Genomic DNA, 19717 nt, shown 5'->3' on the forward strand with positions numbered 1-19717 from the left:
GCTAGATCAGCCCTTCGCGCATGGCGAACGCCACCGCGTGGGCGCGGTTGCGGAGCTGGAAGCGGTTGGTGATGTCGTGCAGGATCGACTTCACCGTCCGCTCGGAGTAGCTCAGCTGGTCGGCGATCTCCTTGGTCTCGAAGCCGTCGGCGACCAGCTTCAGCACCCGGGTCTCCCGCTGGGACATCCCGGCGAGGTCCCAGCCGTTCGGGTGCAGCACGTCCCGCTGCAGCCGGGAAACCCGGGACAGCAGGCGGCCGAGCAGGTCGGGCGGCAGCGCCCCTTCGCCGACGGCCGCGGCCTTGACGAGCCGCACCAGGGTGTCGGGGGTGGCGTCGGCCCGGCGGATGATCGCCGACACGCCGGTCCCCACGACGTCGAGCAGCTCCGAGTCCTCCACCTCCCCGGCGACCAGGACGATGCCCGCGTGGTTGGCGCACTGCAGGCTGCGCAGCAGCTGCCGCGCCTCCTCGTTGAGCCGCTCCACGATGACCAGCACGACGGCCGGCTCACCGGGGTCGCCATCGGCCAGCCGGATTTCGGGGCGTGACCGCAACGCGGCGGTGACACCCGCATGGGTGATGGTGTCGGTGGCGTGCAGCAGCACCGGTACCTGGTCGGTGATCATCGGCGAAGCCCTCCCTCGAACGACGTCGGTTCCCCCGCTTCCAAGGATCGTGCCTGCGGGTGGCCGCCGAACAGGGACAAGGAGTCCCGACCTGTCCCGCTTTCCTTACTCCGATCGGGCAATGCCGGCCTCCCGGGCCTTCGCGATGGCCTGGGTGCGGTCGGTGACCCGGAGCTTGCGGAAGATGTGGGACACGTGGTTGCGCACGGTCTTCTGGCTCAGCACCAGTTCCTCGGCGATCGACGCGTTGCCCATGCCCCGCGCGACCAGCCGCAGGATCTCCTTCTCCCGCAGCGTGAGCCGTGGGAACGACTCGTCGCGCGGGATCGCCGTGCCGAGCAGGGACAGCACCCGGGTGGCGATCGCCGGGCTGAAGATGGCCTCGCCGTCGCCGATCACCCGGACCGCGCGGATGATCTGCTCGTTGCGCGCGCCCTTGAGCAGGTAGCCGCGGGCGCCGGCGCGCATGGCGGCGAACACCGCGGCCTCGTTCTCGAACATGGTCAGCATGAGCACGCCGGTGTGCGGGTTCGCGGTGACGATCCGCCGCGTCGCCTCGACGCCGTCGAGGTCCGGGAGGTTCAGGTCCATCAGCACGACGTCGGGTTCCAGCCGGCCCGCGTCGGCGACCGCGGTCAAGCCGTCGGCCGCTTCGCCGGCGACCTCCATGCCGTCGGTGGCGTCGAGCATCGCGCAGAGCGCGGCCCGGAAGACGGGGTGGTCGTCCACCACGAGGACGCGCAGGGTGCCGAACACGCTCACCCTCCCGCGCCGATCGGGAGCCAGGCGGCGATCCGCGTGCCGCCGGAGGAAACCGGCTCCACCCGGCAGCCGCCGCCGAGGTCGCCGGCGCGTTCCCGCATCGACCGCAGCCCGCTCCCGCCCACCGCGGGCAGCACTTCGCCGTCCGTGCCCACGCCGTCGTCGACGATCTCGACGTGCAGGTCGCCGTCGAGGGGCCACAGGTGCACCGTGCACCGCCGGGCCCCGGAGTGGCGGGCCACGTTCACCAGCGCCTCGCGGATGATCCGGTACGCGGTGATCTCCACCTCCGCCGACAGCGCCGGCAGCTCGCCGCGCACCTCGACCTCGACCCGCAGCGGGCCGTGTTCGGCGGGCACCCGGTCGGTGAGCGTGGTGGCGTACCGGCGCACGGCCAGGACGAGCCCGGCGTCGTCGAGCGCCGGCGGCCGCGCGTCGGCCACGATCCGCCGCAGGTCGGTGATCGCGCTGTAGAGCTCATCCTCGAGCCGGGCCAGGAGGCGCTCGGTGGCCGCCCGGTCGCGGGCGATCAGGTCGCGGGCCGCCCGCAGCCCGAGCACCGCGGCGGTGAGCGTCGGCCCCACGCCGTCGTGCAGGTCGGTGAGCACCCGTTTGAGCCGGTCTTCGTACCCGGCAGGACGAACGATGTCGGCGACGACGAATGTCCGGCGCATCTTCTCCCCGTCCCCACAAATGGTCTGGACCCCCGGGCCGCATCCCGGGAACCAGCTCTCGTGCGGGTAGCCCAGCCGGCTGCTCCGTTTCGCGTAGCGGGATGGTCACCCGCTGTACTAGTCGGTTCGCCCGGCCCCGGCGTTTCATCCCGGACCCCCGGTTTCGGTAACGGTCCGGTTTCGATGCGAATACCCGCGTAACAGAGTGCGTCCGGATGGAGACCTCGTCCGCCTGGTGGCGGCGGGCCGTCAAAAACGATTCATGAACTGCGCGGCAAACCGGTCGGATTCCGACAAAGCCCGGGTGCTGCACGTTCGCGGCGTCGCAGGGCGGACGGAGCAGCGCGGCGCCGACGGGCGGCCGAACGTGAGCGCCGCCGGGTGGGTGCCGGGTCTTGTGAACACGGAGTTCCCGCTGCTCCAAGGCATGCCGCGCGCCGGCCGCCGCGGGGCAGGGGTGCGTCGGGGCTGGAAAGCCTGCCCGCCCGGGCGTTGACGCCGTCGCGGCCGCCTTGGTAATCGGGTGCACCGCGCCATAGCCCGGTCGTGCTCCCTCGTTGCTCTCAGTGGACCAATTGACGCCGGTAAGTTTCACGTTTCTTTCCCGGCGTGCAGACGGAAAAGAATCATGAATGTTCCGGGTGTCCGGTTGTCTTGACGCCACTTCGGGAGCACGGAACACTGTGTGACGGCCCCGAAGTGCCGCTGCTTTCCCGGGGTTGTCGGATCGCCGATCATGGGGGATCGGAAGTCGTTCGCAGTTCAGTGCCGTTTCACCGGCGTACCCGTTTTCGCGATACCGGCTTTGTCGTGCATTCAATCGGAGGAGGAAAGATGGGAATCCGCGCATTTCGGTTGAAAACATTCCTGGCTTCGGCCGGGCTGGTGGCCGGCGCCGTGCTCGTCGCCGCACCGGCCGCGTCCGCCGCGCCGGCCGACGGCGTCGTGCAGTCGCCGCAGGCCGACCGGTCCGCCCAGGGGCAGGCGGAGAAGTTCTGGACGCCGGAGCGGCTGCGCGGCGCCAGACCCGTCGCCCAGGACGTGCCGAAGGTCGCGGCCCAGACCCGGTCGGCCTCGCCGGTGCTGACCCCGGGCGGTGACCAGTTCGGCAACGCGCAGCTGGCGCGGCCGTACACCTCGGACTTCAACACCCGGGTGACCGGGAAGATCTTCTTCGTCAACCCCCGGGACGGCCTGACCTACGTCTGCTCCGGCTCGGTGATCAACTCCAGCGGCAAGAGCGTGGTCGCCACCGCGGCGCACTGCGTGTTCCAGGGCGCGGCCGGGCAGTCGGTCTGGAGCCAGAACCTCATCTTCATCCCCTCCTACGACAACAACAGCCGCCCGCTGGGCACGTGGAGCGCGGCGACGTTCTGGATCCCGACGACCTACTTCAACCACGGCAACGACGGCGTCACGCACGAAGACGACGTGGCGTCCGTGGCGATCGCCGCGCAGGGGACGTCCAAGATCACCAACGTGGTCGGCGGCCTCGGCTGGGTGCCGAACAACTCCGGCACGATCAACGGCTGGGACACCCACGGCTACCCGCAGGAGATGTACGGCGGCCAGAACCAGCTGCACTGCATCGGCAACGGCCGGGACGCCGGTGGCTTCAACGGCGACACCTACCTGTTCACCAACAACTGCGTCGCGTTCGGCGGCTGGAGCGGCGGCCCGGTGATCAACGGCAGCAACCAGCTGCTTGCGGTCACCTCCGGCAGCGACCGGTCCACCAACACGTTCTACGCGCGCGCCGCGTCGAACACGTGGGTGGCGGTGCTCAACGCGGCACAGGCGGCCGGTTTCTGACCACCTTCCGTCCCCTTGCGCCCGCCGGAGACGACCTCCGGCGGGCGCGCCGATTTCCTTCCCTTTTCGAGATCAATTTTCCGTTGCGACACCCGGGTGATTCGCGAATCCCGGCGACCGAACCGCCTGCCCGCGGCGTAACGTACCGCGCTGTCGAATGCGCCGGCGACAAACTGGGGAATTGCGGGTCGGCAACGGGAAGCGAGCTCGGCGGAGGGTTCCTGCATGCGTGGCAAACAGAAGGCGATGAGCGGCGTCGTGGTGGCCGCGCTGGTCGTGATTTCGCCGCCCGCCGCGGCAAAACCGGACGCGACACCCGTGGTGTCCGATTCCGCCGGGAAAACGGTCACCTTGATCACCGGCGACCGCGTGCGGGTGCTGCCGGATTCCCCCGGGGGCACCGCTGTCGTCGTGGAACCGGGGCCCGGCCGTGAGCGGGTCGGTTTCGCCCGCGAAACCCGCACCGGCGCGAAAGGCGGGGACGTCACCGTGGTGCCGTCGGACGCGCTGCCGCTGGTGGCGTCCGGCAAGCTGGACCCCCGGCTGTTCGACGTTTCCGAGCTGCTGCGGCAGCACCTCGCCGGCTCCGCGGCGGCCCTTCCGCTGATCGTGACCCACCCGGCCGCCGCGGCCGCCCCGCAGCCGCCCGCTGCCACGGCCGTCCGCGACCTGCCCAGCGTGCACGGCACCGCCCTGCACCAGGACCGGCGCCGCGGCACGGAGTTCTGGACCTGGCTCACCGCCGGGACCGGCTCGTCGCTGCGCGCCGGGATCGGCCAGGTGTGGCTGGACGGCCTGGCCGAGCCCGCCCTCGACGTCAGCGTCCCGCAGATCGGCGGCCCGGTCGCCTGGCAGGCGGGCTACACGGGCCGCGGCGTGACGGTCGGGCTGCTCGACACCGGTGTCAAGGCCGATCACCCGGACCTGGCCGGCAAGGTCCTGGAGGCGAAGGACTTCACCGGCACCCGGCCGGACGCGAGCGACGACCTCGGGCACGGCACGCACGTCGCCGGCATCATCGCGGGCACGGGCGCGGCCTCCGGCGGGCGCTACCGCGGCGTGGCGCCGGACGCCCGGCTGATCAGCGGCAAGGTCTGCGTCGCCTACGGCTGCCCCGAGTCCGCGGTGATCGCCGGTATGGAGTGGATCGCGCCGAAGGTGCGCGTGGTGAACCTCAGCCTGGGCGGCGACGCGACCGACGGCACGGATCCGGTGTCCCAGGCGGTGAACGCGCTCACCGGCCAGTACGGCACGCTGTTCGTCGCCCCGGCGGGCAACGACCGTTCGAACGGCCTGCCCGAACCCGGCCCGGTGGTCGCGCCCGCGGCGGCGGACGCGGCCCTCGCGGTCGGCAGCGTGTCCGCCGAGGACACCACCAGCGCGTTCTCCAACCGCGGTTTCCGGCTGGGCGACCACGCGGTCAAGCCCGACATCGCCGCGCCGGGGGAGGACATCGTGTCGGCCAGGGCGGCGGGCACCCGCGACGGCGACACCGCTCCGGTCGACGACAGCTACGCGAGGCTGTCCGGCACGTCGATGGCGGCCCCGCACGTCGCCGGCTCGGCGGCGCTGCTGGTGCAGCAGCACCCGGACTGGGCCGCCGGCCGGCTCAAGTCCGCGCTGACGAGCACCGCCAAGCCCACCGCCGGCGTCGCCGAGCAGGGCGCCGGCCGGGTCGACGTCGGCCGCGCGGTGACGCAGCAGGTCACCGCCACCACCGGCAGCCTCGGCTACGGCTTCTTCGCCTGGCCCCGCACCCAGGCCGTCACGAAGACCGTGACCTACCGCAACGACGGCGACGCGGCCGTCACCCTGGCCCTGGCCACTACCGCCACCGGACCGGACGGCGCGCCGGCTCCGGCGCAGCTGTTCACGCCGGCGGTGTCGTCGGTGGTCGTGGCCGCCCACAGCAGCGCCGACGTCGGGGTGACCCTCCGGACGGGCGCGGGCGGCGCCGGGCAGTACGGCGGCCGGCTGACCGCCACCGCGCCCGGGATCACCGTGCAGACCGCGCTGGGCGCCGTCCTCGAGGGCGAGAGCTACCGCGTGTCGGTCCGGATGATCGGCCGGGACGGGGGATTCACCGCCGGGGTCGCCACGCTGGTCGACACCGAAACCGGCGCGGCCTTCGGCGTCCGCCCGTTCGGCGCGGACGGCACGGCCGTGGTGCGCGTGCCCAAGGGCCGGTACGACCTCAACGCGTTCGACGTGTCCGGCGACCCGACGGGCCAGACCCGGCCGGCCGCGGTGACGGCGTTCTCGCGACCGGGCCAGCCGGTGACCGGCGACGTCTCGATCACCCTGGACGCCCGCGCAGGCAAACCGGTGCGCGTGGTGGTCGACCGCCCGGACGCGCGGCTGCAGGCCGGCGAGCTCGGCCTGATTTCCGGGAACCCCGCCGGCACGCGCACCAGCACGCTGGCCTGGACCGTCCAGCCGGGCAACGAGCTCTACGCGGCCGGCTCCGGCCAGCAGGTCACCGACCACACCTACGCGCTGTACTTCCGGGCCACGCTGGCCGCCCGGCCGCCCGGGGTGGACCCCGACGGCTACGTCTACCAGCTGGCGCTGCTCGAACGCGGCCGCGTGCCGGCCGACCCGGTGTTCCGGGTGCGCGACCGCGACCTCGCGGTGGTCGACGCGCGCTACCACACGCAGGGCAAACCGGCGCAGAGCCTGCGCCTGGACGACGTCACCTTCGGCTTCCCGGGTGCCGACAGCGGGACCTACCAGATCGTGGCGCAGGCGCTGCCGAGCCGGCGCACCGAGTACTACACACCCGGGCTGCAGTGGCAGCACGTCGTGGCGGTGTACCCGGACCCGCTGACCGACGCGGAGAACAACTACTCCTACCGGACCTACCGGGCCGGGCCGCAGCACGCGGGCTGGAACCGGGCCCCGGTCGGCCCCGCCTTCGGTGCCCCGCAGGACGGCTGGGGCGTGCTCCGCGCCGGGAACCAGCTGGTGTACGCGATCCCGCTGGTGTCGGGCAGCGACCCGCAGCAGTACACCTCGCCGCCGGGCGGCCTCACCGGCACGGCCACCCTCTCGCGCGACGGGGTTCCGCTCGGCACCACGGGCAACCCGGCCATCGGGGCGTTCACCATCCCGGACGGCGCAGGCACCTACACGCTGCACTCGACCGGGACGCGCAGCGTGCCGTGGTCGGTGGTGGGCACGCAGGTGGACGTCGCGTGGACGTTCCGCGAACCGGGCCTGGCGGCGCCGGCGGTCCCGTTGCCGCTGCTGGTCGTGCGGGCCGAGGGCGCGGTCGACGACCAGAGCCGGGCCCCGGCGGGCCGGCCGTTCGTGCTCGCGCTGACCGCGCAGCGCCAGCCGGGGGCGGGCGTGTTGCGGCTGGCGGACCTGCGGGTCGAGACGTCCGCCGACGACGGCATGACGTGGACGCCGGCGCCGACCGCCCGCATCGGCAACGGCGGCCTCGCCGTCGTGCACAACCCCGCGGGCGAAGGATTCGTGTCGCTGCGGATCACCGCCCGCGACACGGACGGCAACGCGCTCACCCAGACGGTGATCAGGGCGTACCAGACCACGCCGTGACGGCGATCGCGGCGAGCGGGACGAGGAAGGCGGCCCCGGTCAGGAACTTCAGTTCCCGGCCGTGGGCCCGCCATTCGCCGTCCCAGCCGTTTTCGCCGTCGTAGCGCAGGTTCGCCGTGGTCATCAGCGCGCGGCCGATCCCGAATCCGGCGCCCGCGCACAGCGCGGCGGGCACGGACGCGGTGAGGGCCACGGCGACCGCGGCCACGTACGGCAGCCCGCTGGGCAGGTAGGTGCGTGCCCCGGTGCCCATCTCGAGCCCGAACTGCAGCGGACCGAGGTGCCGGCCGAGCCGGAACACGGTTTCCGGGACCAGCCGCCGGTTCTCCGGCAGCCGGAACGACCACACCCCCGTTTCCCGCAGCAGCACCGCACCCAGCACCGCGGCGACCAGCGTCCAGCGGACGAAGACCGGAAGCGGGGCGCGCAGCAGGGAACCGGCCACGATCAGGACGATCGCGGTCAGGGCGCCGCCGCCGAGGAGTCCCGCGCAGAACGCCAGTACCGGAGTGCCTCGCCAGACCGGCGAGCTCAGCACGAAGGCCGAGTTCCGGCTTCAACTGGAGCCGCTGGTGGCGAACCCGGCCGCCGCGCACATCACCAGCCACGCGCTGGGCAGCAGCCAGGCCGGCTGCGTGAAGACGAGCGTGCTCGCCACCGCGGCGGCGAGCACGAGGGCGGCGGCGATGGTGAGCGGGTGCCACCGGCGCCGCGCAGGTGCGTGCGTCAAAGGGCGGCCCGGCAGATGGTCAGGTACGTCTGGCCGGTGTACCCGCCGCCCCAGAAGGTGGAGAAGCCGTCCGAGCAGCGGTAGACCTTCTGGTCCGGGGTCGTCCACCGCCACGCGTTCTTGCCGACGAACTGGCCGCACGTGTTGGACACCGGCTGGTGGTCGACCTGGATGCCGTTCTCGTTCCAGGTGCCGTACTTGTGCCAGCCCGCGTCGCAGTAGGTGCTGCCCCGCCAGAAGCCGCCGAAGCAGGCGGCGTAGCTGCTGACGTAGGTGCCGCTGGTGTCGGACAGCTCGGCGTAGCCGGTGGGGTAGGCGTCACGGCAGTCGTTGCGGTCGTAGCCGGGCATGCCGTACGGGCTGTACTCGGCGTTCGCCCGCCGGGTGCGGGACAGCCCGGTCCAGTCCAGTGCCGTCGCCCCGATCGTCAACGCTCCGAGCGCCACCGCGCGCAGGAACGCCCGCCGGGTGCCGCCGCCCTTCAGCTTCCGGCCCGCGCGGGTGTCCGCGGCGCCGGCCGCGGGCCGGTCATGGTCGGGAATGCACGCCAACACCAGGGTCACCGGAATCGCCTCCTGCCTTCGGGCCGGCCCAGCCGGCCAGGGTGGTGTCCACTTCGGTGGCCCGCACGGGCAGCACCACCCGGCGGACCTGGCCGGTTCCGTCGAGCTGCATCAGCACCGGCGGCGAGAGGTGCGAGACCGAACGCCACGCTTCGCCGTCGCTGACCACCGGCAGCCCGTGGGCGAGGTCCGTCCACGTGGCGGCCGGCTCGTGGGTCAGCAGCGTCGCGTCCGCCCCGAGCCGGGCCAGCCGCTCGACGACGGTCAGGCACAGCGGGCAGCCGGAGTCGACCGCGGCGACGATCCCGCCGGCGAAGCGGGGGCCGAGAGTCAGCTCCGGGGGCGCGGCGGCGAACCCGTCCGTGGTGCGGGACACCATCCCGCGCAGCAGCCGGACTTCGCGCAGCACGGCCGCCAGGCCGAAGAACAGCAGGATGATCGCCGCCCAGGTGAGGACGGAGAACGCGAGCGACGGGGTCATCCCCGGTCCCAGGCGACGGCGATTTCGTCGAGCCAGTCGAGCCGGTCCTGGTCGGTCTTCACCGGGGTGTCCGCGAGGTGCACCTCGGCCACGCCCGCCGGGCAGCCGAGGATGAACGAGCGCCCGGAACCCGCCGCGTACCCGGCTTTCCAGACTTCGCCGTGTTTCGTCGGCGCGCCCGCGTGGCGGGGGAGCAGGGCCGCGGCGTGCCGCGGGGCGGGGATGGACAGCGAGCCGTGGTGGCGCACCACGACGACGAGGTGTTCGTTCGCCGAGTCCAGCAGCGTCGCCGCGCGGGGAACGACGGTCATGCCGCCGACGTGGTCTTCGATCCGCAGCGAGCCGAACAGCGCCAGCACGCGGTCGCGGCGCGGGGCCGGCCCGGCGTACACGGTCATCAGCTCGTGGTAGGTCCCGATCAGGGTGGCCAGCGACGTCTGCCCGTCGTCGGCCTCGGCGACGACGACCTCCCGGCCGTGCACGACCAGCCGGTCCCGGGTCCGCGCCGGGGCGACGTGGGTGCAGGCGAAGTCGTGGTAGCCGCGCGGCCCGATCTGGAAGCCGGTGCCGAACGAGCCGCCGACGAAGCGGACGCCCGCCACGACGTGCGAAACGGGTTCGGCGGCGGGCAGGTCCACGGTGACCCGGTCACCGCCCGGCGCCACCAACCGCAACCGTTGTGTCGCCATGAGACCTCCGTTTCCGGGAATCCGCCCGGTGAGACTAGCCGACGGATTCGGCGGTCGCCACGATCGTTTCGGAACGGTTTCCGGATTGGTCCGATCGGGGACGGTACTTTTGTCGGCGAATACATTGGGTCCATGAACGTTTTCTGGCCGGCCGGAATGACCGCCCTGACGGCGACGGGGGCGATTCTTCTGATCACGGCCGGGGTGGCCCACGCGCTGCGGCCCGCGCAGCACCGGGCGGTCCTGCGCACCCATCGCCTCTTCCCGACGAAGTGGTCGCCGGTCGTGGCGGCGACGACCACCGGCGCGGAGCTCCTGGTCGGCTCCGGTGTGCTGTTCGTGCTGTCCACGGCATCGGCAAACCATGAGTGGCCGGCCGCCGCGCAGGCCGCGCTCTACAGCGCTTTCGCCGCCTATGCGGCGGTGCTGCGGACCCGCCGGGCGGGGGTGCCGTGTGGGTGTTTCGGCGCGGAAAAGGTGTCGTGGGCGGTGGTGGCCAGGGCGGTGGTCCTCGCCGCGGGAAGTGCCGGATACGGGACGAACGGCGCGGTTCCGGATCGCTGGTCGTGCGTGGCGGCCGGGGTGGTTCTCGCAATGGCGAACCACCTGCTCCCGGCCTGGCGCGGAATCGCCGGAGGAAAACCCGGGCGCCGGGGTTGATTATTTTCTTCCCGCCATTCCGTGTCCGGCCCGTACGCTCCGGTGACGGCTCGGCCGCGCCTGCGCACACTGCCCCTCCGGTATCGAAGAAGCCGTGCTACCAGCGAGGGAGGCCGGCAATGGCCAGAGGAACCGACCTGCATCCCTACTACCAACGGGGACTGCGCTGGGATCAGGTCAACGACATCGCGTTCGCGTGGGTGAAGGTGTCCGACGGCGGCGCGCCGTACACGATCACCCGCGGCGGCGTGACCTACCGGCCGGACACGCATGTGGCCGGCGCGAGATCGCGGGACATCCCGGTCGGCGGCTACCACTACGCGCAGCTCAAACCGGGTCCGGAGGCCCAGGCCGACGTCCTGCTGGGGCAGGTCGCGCGGCTCGGGGCGACCGGCGTGGCCCCGATGCTGGACCTGGAAAGCCCGTTCACCCCGAACGGTTTCGCCCGTGACTTCGCGATCGCGTTCTGCCGGCACGTCGCGGCCGCCGGCCTGCGGCCTGCGGTCTACATGAGCGCGTCGTTCGCCGCAGCGCTGCGGCCGGACCAGTGGGACGTGCCGGACCTGGTGATCGTGATCGCCCGCTACGGCGCCCGGCCGCAGGCGGCAGGACCGGCCCGCTACCCCGGCCGCTACGACGTGCACCAGTACACCAGCAGCGGCACCCTGCCCGGCTCGGCGGCCGCGGTCGACTTCGACGAGTCCTACACCAGCAACCACCTCACCACGGAGGCCGACATGCCGTTCACACCCGAAGACTTCCGCGCCATGATGTGGGGGAACGTCTTCGACGCGGGCGGGAACCGCAACTACGCCCAGTTCATCAAGGACATGGACGCCAAGCTCGGCGCGCTCGGCGCCGCGCTGGACTCGGTGACCAAGCTGATCACCGACTCGGCCACCCACCCGGTCGACGCCGACCAGCTCGCCGTCGCGCTCGAGGGCAAGCTCGTCGCCGAACTCGTGCCGGCGGTGACCCAGGCCGTCACCCAGGCGGCCGGCGCCGAGACCGCCGACGAGGTGCGCCAGATGCTGGTCGAACGCCTGGTGGCCAAGGTTTAGCCGCGGTCCGGCAAGCCTGTCTTGCCGGACCGTTCCGGGCTCGTGAGCGCGTGGGCCGGTCTCACCCGGCCGCGGCGCTCGCGAGCCCCTTCGGCAGGAGCTCCGTCAGAGTGTCCGACGGCGCCAGGCCGAGTTCGTCGGCCAGTGCGCGGCGGCAGACGTCGTACTGGCCCAGTGCCGCGCCGCGGTTGCCCGCCGCCAGGTGGGCCTTGATCAGCACGCTGTGCGCGCTTTCCCGCAGCGGCTCGGCGCGGACGGCGGCCAGTCCCGCCGCGACCGCCTCGCCGTGCCGCCCGGCCGTGGTCAGGCGGGCGGTCATCGCCTCCAGCGCGTGCAGCCGCAGCTGGTGGTACTGCTCCTGCTCGATCAGCACCCACTCGCTTTCCGACCACTCCGGCAGCAGGTCCGCCGACAGGTCGGCGCGGGTCCGCGTGGTGAGGATGTCGTCGCACGGGCACGCCGGGTCCAGCAGCCGGTGTGCGCGCTCGACCGCGTCGTGCACGTCGACCACGACGTCGGCGGCGATCGCGATCTCCTGCACGGACGCGTCGATCACCGGGTGGCCGGTCCGCGTCGCCCGCCACAGCGACGACCGGAGGTTCGCGTTCGCGCGCGGCACGGTCGTGTCCGGCCACAGCGAGCCGGCCACGTACGCGCGGCTGCGCGGAATGTTCTGCAGCGCCAGGAACGCGAGCAGCCGCTGCGCACTCAGGCAAATCGACACCCTGGACTCGCCTACGGTCAGGGCGAAACTGTGCAGCAGACGTAACGTGATGATGGACGAGGTCATCGATCCCCCCGGACGATGTGATCCATTGCGACGCGATGCCGCCATTCTACGAGCAATTCCAAGATCGTGTTACGGAATTGCGGTGGCGCCGGCGTCACCGCGGCGTCGCCGGTCCGTCACGCGCCCGGCCCGAGCAATTCGTCCAGCCACGCCTGTACCACCGAGCGCACATCGTCGACCTCGCTCAACACCAGTGGCGGGGCCTGATCCGGCCCGATCGTGCGGAACACGCGCGCGCGGAAATTGTCCCGCCGCCCGCTTTCCAGCCAGACGCGGAGGATCAGGATGCCGTTGCGCTCCGAGGGGACCTCCACGCTGTGAAGAATGCCGGAACACTGTCACACCGGCGTTGCCGCCGCGTGTGTCCCGCCGTCAACCGGAGTCGGAAAACGCGGCGGTGACGCCCTCGTGACGGCGGAATCGCGAACGCGCCACGGCGGCACGGGCATCCTTTCGACCACACCGGGGAAGTGTGCGCAGCGGGGGAGGAATGGCATGGGCGACTTCGGCGTCATCGCCGACGTCTCGACCACGATCGTGACCGCGTTGACGACGGCACTGCGCGGTCTCGGCGGAGAGCAGCCACCCATCGCCGTGCTGCACGACCTGTCCGAGCCGGTCACCCCGCCGCCGCCGATGCTCACGGTCTTCCTGTACGAAATCGCCGAGGACCCGGCGTCGCGCAACCGGCCGCCGGTGCGGTCGCTGCCCCCGGAGCCGCCGGTGACGCGCAAGCCGCCGATGGCGTTGCTGCTGCGGTACCTCATCACGCCGTGGGGCGGCGACCAGCCGACCCAGCACCGCATGCTCGGCCGCGCGCTGCAGGTCTTCTACGACGACGCCATCCTCGACGGGCCACAGCTTTCGGGCAGCCTCGCCGGCACGACCGACGCGCTGCACCTCAGCCTGACCGCGCTCACGCTCGACCAGAAGTCCTGGGTCTGGTACGCGATCCAGAAGCCCTACCGGCTTTCGCTGAACTACGAGGTCCGCGTGGTCAACCTCGACGTCGCGACCGAACTGGCGGTCCGGCCCGTGCGCAGCCGGGTGATCGAGGGGGCGACGGCCTCGTGAGCCTGCTGCCCTTCGAGCGCAACACGCTCGCCAGCCCGGCCTGGTTCGTGCCGTACGACGACTTCGCGCGCAAAGTCCGCGGCACCGGCGTTTCCGTTCTGCTGGACCGGTTCGCCGACGGTGTCTGGGTGCCGCAGGACACCGCCGCCGTCCGCACGCCGAGCGCCGCGATCGCCTACCCCGGCCTCGGCGCCCGCGCGGCGACCGGCCTGCGCCACCGCGCCCGGTTCGAGGCCGCCGGGTACCGGCCGCTGTACCCGGCCGACGGCGAGCCCTTCGACGCCACCACCGTCGGCGTCGAGTTCTCGGCGGCACCGGAAAACACGCCGGAACCACGGCTCGTCCGGCTCCTGCCGTCGGCCGAGTTCCCGTACCCGCCCGGCGTGCGCACGGTGCACGGCGTGGTCGTCGACGCGGCGACCCGCAGCCCCGTGGCGAACGCGCTGGTCGAGGCGCGCGGCCGGACGAGCGTCGACCTGGTCCCGTGGCAGGAGCGGACGCTGACCGGCGAGCTGGGCGCGTTCCGGCTGGCGTTGCGCTGGGACGGCGAACCGGGCGAGGGGAACACCGAGGTCTTCCGGCTGGAAGCCACCGAACGGCCGGGCCGGACCGGGTCGCTGGAGGTCCGGCTGCCCGCCGGCGCCGCGACCCGCCACGTCATCGAGATCCGCGAGCAGTGAGGGAAGAAGTGAGGAGCCAGCCATGCCCGACTACCTGAGCCCGGGGGTCTTCGTCGAGGAGATCGACGCGGGGCCGCGGCCGATCGCGGGGGTGAGCACCAGCACGGCGGGCATGGCCGGGGTCACCGTGCGCGGTCCGGCCACCGGAAAGCCCCGGCTGGTGACGAACTTCCTGGAGTACCAGCGCACCTTCGGCGGCTTCCTGCCGGAACCCGAGGCCGCCGTGCGCGACGCGTGGGCGGACAACCCCGCCGAGGGCGGCCGCTGGTGGCTGTTCCCGTTGGCGGTCAAGGGGTTCTTCGACAACGGCGGCGAGCGCCTGTACGTCAAGCGCGTCGTGAGCCGGACCGCCGCGGCCGCGTCGGGCCGGCTGGGCCACGGCCTGGTCAGCCCGATCGTCGCCGACGCCGCGAGCGGCGCGACCAGCCTCCAGCTCGGTCACCTGCTCGGGTTCACCGGGCAGGGCCAGCAGGTGGCGTTCTTCCGCGGGGACGACGACCAGCCGCTCGGCACCGCCACCGTCACCGCCTACGACTTCGCCGCCCGGCGGGTCGAGCTCGACCCGCCGCTGTCGGCCGCCGTCCGGTCCGCCCGCGGCGACTACGTCCAGGTCGGTGAGCGCAGTGCCGAGGAGTCGCTGGAGTTCACCGCGGTCAGCCCCGGTGCCTGGGGCAGCGGCGTGCAGGTCCGGATCCAGCCGGTGGTGGGCGCGGCTCTGCCGGTGCTCCCGGACCCGGCCGAGGGTGCCCTGTTCGTCACCCGGCTGACCGCCGACGCGGCCGCCGACAGCCCGACGGCCGACGTCGCCGAGGCGGCCGGGCTGGAACCGGGGGAGATCTGGGTGCAGATCGGCGCCGGCCGCTTCCGCGCCCAGGCGGGCCAGCCGTCGAACGGCAAGGTCACGCTCACCTTCGCGGACGCCACGGCCCACCCCGCCTGGCGGACCGGGCTGGGCGTCCGACGCGTGCGGCGGGCCAACCCGGCGGCCGGCCCCACCGTGCGGATCGGCGGCGCGAGCCGGCTGTACCCCGGCGCGGTCGTGCAGTTCGACGACGGGCGGCAGCTGAGCGTCCGGCACGTCGAAGCCGTCCGCGACGACGTCGTCACCTTCGACGGAACCGTCCCGGACCTGTTCGAGACCGACCGGATCGCGCTGGTCGAAGCCCAGGTGGACACGCGGTTCACCGATCCGGGCGGCACGACGGCGACCGAGACGTTCGGCAACCTCCGGCTCGGCGGCGACGAGCCGGGCGTCGCTTCGGCGCTCGCCCGTTCGCAGCTGGTGACCGCGGCCGCGTTGCCCGGGCTGTCCACCGACCCGGCGAAGTTCCCGCTGCCCGCCAAGGGTTCCTGGCTCGACCTGGCCGGCGGCGACGACGCGCTGGGCTCGCTGAGCGTGGCCGACTTCGTCGGCGTGGACGGCGGCAGCGGCGCGCGAACCGGGATCGTCGCGCTGGAGGACATCGACGAGGTGTCGGTGTGCGCGGTGCCCGGCGTGTGGGCCGGGACGGTCGGGTCCGCGCTGATCACGCACTGCGAGACGCTCAAGGACCGGTTCGCCGTGCTCGATCCGCAGGACGGGCTGGACATCGAAGGCATCCAGGCCTTCCGCGAGCCGTTCGACACCAGGGACGCGGCGCTGTACTACCCGTGGCTGGTCACCACCGACCCCGCGACCGGCCGGGACGTCCAGGTACCGCCGTCCGGTCACATCGCCGGGATCTATGCCCGCGTCGACGCCGAACGCGGGGTGCACAAGGCGCCGGCGAACGTCGTCGTCCGCGGCATCAAGCTCACCGACGGCCTCGCCGCCGACATCACCAAGCGGCACCAGGACCTGCTGAACCCCCGCGGGATCAACGCGCTGCGGTTCTTCCCCGGCCTCGGCCAGCGGGTCTGGGGTGCCCGCACGCTGTCTTCGGACAGCTCGTGGAAGTACGTCAACGTCCGGCGGCTGTTCCTGTTCCTCGAGGAGTCGATCGACAAGGGCACGCGGTGGGTCGTGTTCGAGCCGAACGACGAAGCGCTGTGGGCGCTCGTGCGGCAGACCGTGTCGAACTTCCTGACCACGGTTTGGCGCAGCGGCGCGCTGGCGGGCACGACGGCCGCCGAAGCGTTCTTCGTCGCCTGTGACCGCACCACGATGACCGACGACGACCTGGCCAACGGCCGGCTCGTCTGCGTCATCGGCGTCGCGCCGGTCTTCCCGGCCGAGTTCGTGATCTTCCGGATCCAGCAGAAGGCCCGCGAGACCCAGCTCGCCTGACATCGGAGAGGAGGGCGGTCATGCCGCCCGTGACCAGGGACGATCCCTATGCGTCCTACAACTTCCAGGTGATCGTCACCAACGTCAGCGACGACGGGGTGGCGGTGAGCGGGTCGTTCACCGAGGCGAGCGGGCTGGAACTGGAGATCCCGCCGATCGAGTACCGCACCGGCGCCGAGGACGGCACCGTGCGCAAGATCCCCGGGCTGAAGAAGTTCACCAACATCACGCTCAAGCGCGGCATCACCGGGCACGTCGGGTTCTGGAACTGGGTGGTGGAGGCGCTCAACGGCAAGGTCCGCCGCACCTCCGGCACGATCATCCTGCTGGACGAGAACCGGCAGGAGGCCATGCGGTGGAACTTCGACCGCGGCTGGCCGACCAAGTACACCGGCCCGACGCTGAGCGCGACCAAGAACGAGATCGCGATGGAAACCCTCGTGCTGGCCGTGGAAAAGCTCGAGATCGACGCCTGATCATGACTGCCGAAGCCCTGCCGGGCGTGTCACTGACCTTCGCCGGCCGCGAGCCGGCCGAGGAACCGCTGCGCACCGACGTGGCGGTCTTCGCCGGCCGGACCCGCCGCGGGCCGGTGCTCACCCCGGTCCGCGTGGAGAGCCGGAACGACGTCGTGGCCTCCTTCGGCGCACCCGACGCCGGCAGCGCGACGCCGGACGCCCTGCGTGGCTTCTTCGAGAACGGCGGCCGGACGGCGTGGGTGGTGCGCGTGGCCGGCCCCGGCGACCCGGCGAGTGCACTGTGGACGGTGGGGGACATCGCGGGCTTCGCGCACCGGCAGTACCGGGTGACCGCCACGAGCCCGGGTGCCTGGGCCAACGGCGGCCGGGTGCGGATCCGCTTCCGGGCCAGCACGGTCGCCGGCCCGCCGACGGTGACCGTGCGGATCGACGTCCCGGGCGAGCCGCCCGAGACGTTCACCGGGCAGCCCCCGGAGGTGACCGGCCTCGTCGGGGCGTCCCGCCTGATCGGGCTGGTCCCGGACGGCCCGGAGCCGTCGGGTGCGCCTGGGCCGCTGTCGATGACGTGGGACCTCGGCCTGACCGGCGGCACCGACGTCGCGCCCGGGCGGGCCGAGTACGCCGCGGCCGTCGCCGTGCAGGCCGACCTGCCGGAGCCGGCCCTGGTGGCGTTGCCCGACCTCGGCGCGGACCTCGGCGGCGGTGCGCACACCGACACCGTCCGGGACCTGCTGGCCGCCGCGGCGGCGTCGCTGGACCGCCTGGTCGTGCTGGACGTCCCGCCCGGGGTGTCCGCTGTGGACGAAGTGCTGTCCTGGGTGGACGGCCTGGCCGGCGACCCGGCCCTGCTGGGCAACGCGGCCGTCTACCACCCGGCCCTGCGCCTGCCCGAGGGGCGGACGGTCCCGGCGTCGGGGCACGTGCTGGGCGTCGTCGCGCGGCTCGACGCCGAGCGCGGGGCACACCACACGCCGGCCAACGCGGTGCTCCTCGACGCGGTCGACCTGGCCACGGAATACCCCGAGCCGCAACAGGTCCGGCTCTTCGACGCCGGCGTCGACCTCCTGCGCTGCACCCGCGGCCGCGGGCTGGTGGTCTGGGGCGGGCGGACCCTCACCCCGGACCACCGGTACGTGGCCCACCGGCGGCTGCTGCACCTGCTCGTCCGCGCGACCCGGCGGGTCGCGACCCCGCTGGTGTTCGACGTCGCCTCGGCCGAGCTGCGGCTCACCCTGGTGCGGTCGCTGACGTCGGTGCTGCTGGCGGCGTTCCGCGCCGGCGCGCTCGCCGGCGCCCGGCCCGAGCAGGCGTTCCAGGTGGTCTGCGACGACACGCTCAACCCGCCCGGGCAGGACCCCGCCCTGGTGGTGTGCGAAATCGGCGTCGCACCCGCCGTCCCGATGGAGTTCGTCCGGCTGCGCCTCGTGCTCGGCCAGGACCGCAGCCTGGAGGTGATCGAGGCGTGACGTCCGCCGAGCCCCTGCCGAAGTACCGGTTCGTGGTCACCCTCGACCCCGGGGACGCCTACCTGCCGCCCGCCCAGGCGGTCCTGCTGCCGCTGGTGGCGGCCGGGGCGTTCCAGGAGATCACCGGGCTGGGCGCGCAGCTGGAAGTGACCAGCTACGCCGAGGGCGGCCGCAACGACACCACCCACCAGCTGCCGGTGCGGCACAAGTGGAACCCGATCACGCTCAAGCGCGGCGTCGTCCGCGATCCGGGGCTGTGGTCGTGGTACCAGGCCGGGCTGGCGGACTCGCTGGGCGCGCGGCGCGACGGCGCGGTGATCCTGCTCGGCCCGGACGGCTCGCCCGGCGCGGCGTGGGCGTTCCACGGCGGTCTCGCTTCGAAGTGGAGCGGGCCGGACCTGCACGCCGAACAGAACGCGGTGGCGATCGAGTCGCTGGAAATCGCGCACGAAGGTCTGACGAAGGTGCTGGGGAGCTGACGTGGCGAACGTGATCATCCACAACCTCGAGGTCCGGCTGCACGTCGAAGGCGACGACGGCGCCGTGTTCACCAAGCTGTTCAACCGCCACATCCAGGCGTGGTCCCGGCTGTACGAGGACGAGTGCGCCCGCGTCCGGCACGCCGAAAGCGAACGCCGGATCGGCGACGGGGAGGACCGGTGAGCACCACCCCCGTGTCGTTCGCGCGCACCGGCGCGGCGCAGGCCCGGCTGGAGATCGTCCGGCCGGTGATCGCCGACGAGCGCGCGCGGCGGATCCCGCTGCGGTTCAACCCCACCGACTACAAGCTCAGCAAGGCCAACACCTTCGCCGAGATCACCATCCCCGGCCTCGACACACCGCCGCTGCAGTACGTCCGCGGCGGCTCGGAGACCCTGGCCGTGCAGGCGCTGGTCGACACGTCGGACACGCTGGAGAACGTCCGCACGGTCTACGTCGACGCCGTGCGCAACCTGCTGCGGCCGGATTCGCGCGAGCACGCGCCACCGGTGGTCCGGTTCGTGTGGGACGAGTCGGTGTTCACCGGCGTGCTGGAGAAGCTCGACGTCACCTACCAGCTGTTCCGCCCGGACGGCGTGCCGCTGCGCGCCCAGCTGGACCTCTCGCTCAAGGAGTTCCGGCCGGCCGCGGTGCAGGTCGCCGAGTCGCCCCGGTCGTCGCCGACGGTGGAGAAGAGCTACGTCGTGCGGCGCGGGGACACCCTGCCCAGCATCGCCAACGCCGTCTACCGCCGGCCGGACGCGTGGCGGGAACTCGCGCGCGCCAATGGCATCACCGACCCCCGGGACCTGCGCCCGGGCCGGGTGCTGACCGTGCCCCGGCTGGCGTGAGGAGGCCGCG

22 protein-coding genes are annotated in these 19717 nt (G+C 72.7%); 12 read left to right on the forward strand and 10 right to left on the reverse strand.

Translation table 11 applies throughout. The features are described 5' to 3' along the window. Position 1: 1 nt before the first annotated feature. The 3 genes from AB0M93_RS05815 to AB0M93_RS05825 all read right to left on the reverse strand — a co-directional run bounded on the left by AB0M93_RS05815 (position 2) and on the right by AB0M93_RS05825 (position 2064). A complete protein-coding gene (locus AB0M93_RS05815; RefSeq protein WP_364268778.1) occupies positions 2–628 on the reverse strand; it encodes a response regulator transcription factor in 627 nt (208 codons plus the stop codon). Between the two features lie 105 nt (positions 629–733). After that, positions 734–1384, reverse strand: a complete 651-nt coding sequence (locus AB0M93_RS05820) for a response regulator transcription factor (RefSeq protein ID WP_364268780.1) — start codon at positions 1382–1384, stop codon at positions 734–736. Between the two features lie 2 nt (positions 1385–1386). Then, positions 1387–2064 carry a sensor histidine kinase gene (locus AB0M93_RS05825; RefSeq protein WP_364268782.1) on the reverse strand — a complete coding sequence of 226 codons (678 nt, stop codon included), beginning with the start codon at positions 2062–2064 and terminating at the stop codon, positions 1387–1389. An 834-nt stretch (positions 2065–2898) separates the two neighbouring features. Here AB0M93_RS05825 and AB0M93_RS05830 point away from each other — a divergent pair. Together AB0M93_RS05830 and AB0M93_RS05835 are read left to right on the forward strand one after the other, a co-directional pair. Continuing rightward, positions 2899–3876, forward strand: a complete 978-nt coding sequence (locus AB0M93_RS05830; protein ID WP_364268784.1) for a trypsin-like serine protease — start codon at positions 2899–2901, stop codon at positions 3874–3876. Positions 3877–4101: 225 nt separating this feature from the next. Continuing rightward, positions 4102–7437, forward strand: coding sequence for a S8 family serine peptidase (locus tag AB0M93_RS05835; RefSeq protein WP_364268786.1), 3336 nt, complete (start codon positions 4102–4104; stop codon positions 7435–7437). Here the strand turns inward: AB0M93_RS05835 and AB0M93_RS05840 are convergent. The 5 genes from AB0M93_RS05840 to AB0M93_RS05860 are packed head-to-tail and all read right to left on the reverse strand — an operon-like array spanning position 7412 to position 9900. Further along, positions 7412–7975, reverse strand: a complete 564-nt coding sequence (locus AB0M93_RS05840; RefSeq protein WP_364268788.1) for a hypothetical protein — start codon at positions 7973–7975, stop codon at positions 7412–7414. The genes AB0M93_RS05835 and AB0M93_RS05840 overlap by 26 nt on opposite strands. Positions 7976–7993: 18 nt before the next feature. Next, on the reverse strand, positions 7994–8167 hold the full coding sequence (locus AB0M93_RS05845) for a hypothetical protein (RefSeq protein WP_364268790.1): 174 nt from the start codon (positions 8165–8167) through the stop codon (positions 7994–7996). Then, positions 8164–8730, reverse strand: a complete 567-nt coding sequence (locus tag AB0M93_RS05850) for a hypothetical protein (protein ID WP_364268792.1) — start codon at positions 8728–8730, stop codon at positions 8164–8166. The genes AB0M93_RS05845 and AB0M93_RS05850 overlap by 4 nt, the downstream gene beginning before the upstream one ends. Continuing rightward, on the reverse strand, positions 8696–9211 hold the full coding sequence (locus AB0M93_RS05855) for a hypothetical protein (RefSeq protein WP_364268794.1): 516 nt from the start codon (positions 9209–9211) through the stop codon (positions 8696–8698). The genes AB0M93_RS05850 and AB0M93_RS05855 overlap by 35 nt, the downstream gene beginning before the upstream one ends. Then, positions 9208–9900: a hypothetical protein gene (locus tag AB0M93_RS05860; RefSeq protein ID WP_364268796.1), complete on the reverse strand. Its 693-nt coding sequence runs from the start codon at positions 9898–9900 to the stop codon at positions 9208–9210. Before AB0M93_RS05860 ends, AB0M93_RS05855 begins: the two co-directional genes overlap by 4 nt. A 132-nt stretch (positions 9901–10032) precedes the next feature. On the opposite strand from AB0M93_RS05860, the gene AB0M93_RS05865 reads away from it, so the two are divergent. Beyond that, positions 10033–10560, forward strand: coding sequence for a MauE/DoxX family redox-associated membrane protein (locus AB0M93_RS05865; protein ID WP_364268798.1), 528 nt, complete (start codon positions 10033–10035; stop codon positions 10558–10560). Positions 10561–10679: 119 nt separating this feature from the next. Then, entirely contained in the window at positions 10680–11621 is a 942-nt protein-coding gene (locus tag AB0M93_RS05870) for a GH25 family lysozyme (RefSeq protein ID WP_364268800.1), read from the forward strand. 61 nt (positions 11622–11682) lie between these two features. Here the strand turns inward: AB0M93_RS05870 and AB0M93_RS05875 are convergent, their stop codons facing one another. Together AB0M93_RS05875 and AB0M93_RS05880 are read right to left on the reverse strand one after the other, a co-directional pair. Then, the gene (locus AB0M93_RS05875; protein WP_364268802.1) at positions 11683–12411 is read right to left on the reverse strand and encodes a bacterial transcriptional activator domain-containing protein; all 729 of its coding nucleotides are present in this window, start codon (positions 12409–12411) and stop codon (positions 11683–11685) included. Positions 12412–12527: 116 nt separating this feature from the next. Continuing rightward, complete coding sequence (locus AB0M93_RS05880; RefSeq protein WP_364268804.1) at positions 12528–12725, reverse strand: hypothetical protein; 198 nt, start codon at positions 12723–12725, stop codon at positions 12528–12530. A 181-nt stretch (positions 12726–12906) separates the two neighbouring features. On the opposite strand from AB0M93_RS05880, the gene AB0M93_RS05885 reads away from it, so the two are divergent. Genes AB0M93_RS05885 through AB0M93_RS05920 form a run of 8 tightly spaced genes read left to right on the forward strand, consistent with a single transcriptional unit; the run spans position 12907 to position 19707 of the window. Next, positions 12907–13485, forward strand: coding sequence for a DUF4255 domain-containing protein (locus AB0M93_RS05885; RefSeq protein WP_364268806.1), 579 nt, complete (start codon positions 12907–12909; stop codon positions 13483–13485). Beyond that, on the forward strand, positions 13482–14165 hold the full coding sequence (locus tag AB0M93_RS05890; protein ID WP_364268808.1) for a carboxypeptidase regulatory-like domain-containing protein: 684 nt from the start codon (positions 13482–13484) through the stop codon (positions 14163–14165). The genes AB0M93_RS05885 and AB0M93_RS05890 overlap by 4 nt, the downstream gene beginning before the upstream one ends. A 22-nt stretch (positions 14166–14187) precedes the next feature. Then, positions 14188–16431: a phage tail sheath C-terminal domain-containing protein gene (locus AB0M93_RS05895; RefSeq protein WP_364268810.1), complete on the forward strand. Its 2244-nt coding sequence runs from the start codon at positions 14188–14190 to the stop codon at positions 16429–16431. A gap of 20 nt (positions 16432–16451) precedes the next feature. Then, complete coding sequence (locus tag AB0M93_RS05900; protein WP_364268812.1) at positions 16452–16907, forward strand: phage tail protein; 456 nt, start codon at positions 16452–16454, stop codon at positions 16905–16907. Between the two features lie 2 nt (positions 16908–16909). Further along, the gene (locus tag AB0M93_RS05905) at positions 16910–18376 is read left to right on the forward strand and encodes a phage tail sheath subtilisin-like domain-containing protein (RefSeq protein ID WP_364268814.1); all 1467 of its coding nucleotides are present in this window, start codon (positions 16910–16912) and stop codon (positions 18374–18376) included. After that, positions 18373–18855 (forward strand): phage tail protein, encoded by a 483-nt coding sequence (locus AB0M93_RS05910; protein ID WP_364268816.1) that lies wholly within the window; start codon positions 18373–18375, stop codon positions 18853–18855. Before AB0M93_RS05905 ends, AB0M93_RS05910 begins: the two co-directional genes overlap by 4 nt. 1 nt (position 18856) lies before the next feature. Next, entirely contained in the window at positions 18857–19039 is a 183-nt protein-coding gene (locus tag AB0M93_RS05915; protein ID WP_364268818.1) for a putative phage tail protein, read from the forward strand. After that, positions 19036–19707: a LysM peptidoglycan-binding domain-containing protein gene (locus AB0M93_RS05920; protein WP_364268820.1), complete on the forward strand. Its 672-nt coding sequence runs from the start codon at positions 19036–19038 to the stop codon at positions 19705–19707. The genes AB0M93_RS05915 and AB0M93_RS05920 overlap by 4 nt, the downstream gene beginning before the upstream one ends. The last annotated feature ends 10 nt before the right edge of the window (positions 19708–19717 follow it).

This window comes from Amycolatopsis sp. NPDC051102, from assembly GCF_040682815.1.
In the GTDB taxonomy this organism is placed as follows: Bacteria; Actinomycetota; Actinomycetes; order Mycobacteriales; family Pseudonocardiaceae; genus Amycolatopsis.

Excerpts from the sequence above, each read along its gene's own strand:
- AB0M93_RS05815 (WP_364268778.1), bottom strand. The coding sequence starts at position 628 with ATGATCACCGACCAGGTACCGGTGCTGCTGCACGCCACCGACACCATC.
- AB0M93_RS05825 (WP_364268782.1), bottom strand. The coding sequence starts at position 2,064 with ATGCGCCGGACATTCGTCGTCGCCGACATCGTTCGTCCTGCCGGGTAC.
- AB0M93_RS05830 (WP_364268784.1), top strand. The coding sequence starts at position 2,899 with ATGGGAATCCGCGCATTTCGGTTGAAAACATTCCTGGCTTCGGCCGGG.
- AB0M93_RS05835 (WP_364268786.1), top strand. The coding sequence starts at position 4,102 with ATGCGTGGCAAACAGAAGGCGATGAGCGGCGTCGTGGTGGCCGCGCTG.
- AB0M93_RS05855 (WP_364268794.1), bottom strand. The coding sequence starts at position 9,211 with ATGACCCCGTCGCTCGCGTTCTCCGTCCTCACCTGGGCGGCGATCATC.
- AB0M93_RS05860 (WP_364268796.1), bottom strand. The coding sequence starts at position 9,900 with ATGGCGACACAACGGTTGCGGTTGGTGGCGCCGGGCGGTGACCGGGTC.
- AB0M93_RS05865 (WP_364268798.1), top strand. The coding sequence starts at position 10,033 with ATGAACGTTTTCTGGCCGGCCGGAATGACCGCCCTGACGGCGACGGGG.
- AB0M93_RS05870 (WP_364268800.1), top strand. The coding sequence starts at position 10,680 with ATGGCCAGAGGAACCGACCTGCATCCCTACTACCAACGGGGACTGCGC.
- AB0M93_RS05875 (WP_364268802.1), bottom strand. The coding sequence starts at position 12,411 with ATGACCTCGTCCATCATCACGTTACGTCTGCTGCACAGTTTCGCCCTG.
- AB0M93_RS05885 (WP_364268806.1), top strand. The coding sequence starts at position 12,907 with ATGGGCGACTTCGGCGTCATCGCCGACGTCTCGACCACGATCGTGACC.
- AB0M93_RS05895 (WP_364268810.1), top strand. The coding sequence starts at position 14,188 with ATGCCCGACTACCTGAGCCCGGGGGTCTTCGTCGAGGAGATCGACGCG.
- AB0M93_RS05900 (WP_364268812.1), top strand. The coding sequence starts at position 16,452 with ATGCCGCCCGTGACCAGGGACGATCCCTATGCGTCCTACAACTTCCAG.
- AB0M93_RS05905 (WP_364268814.1), top strand. The coding sequence starts at position 16,910 with ATGACTGCCGAAGCCCTGCCGGGCGTGTCACTGACCTTCGCCGGCCGC.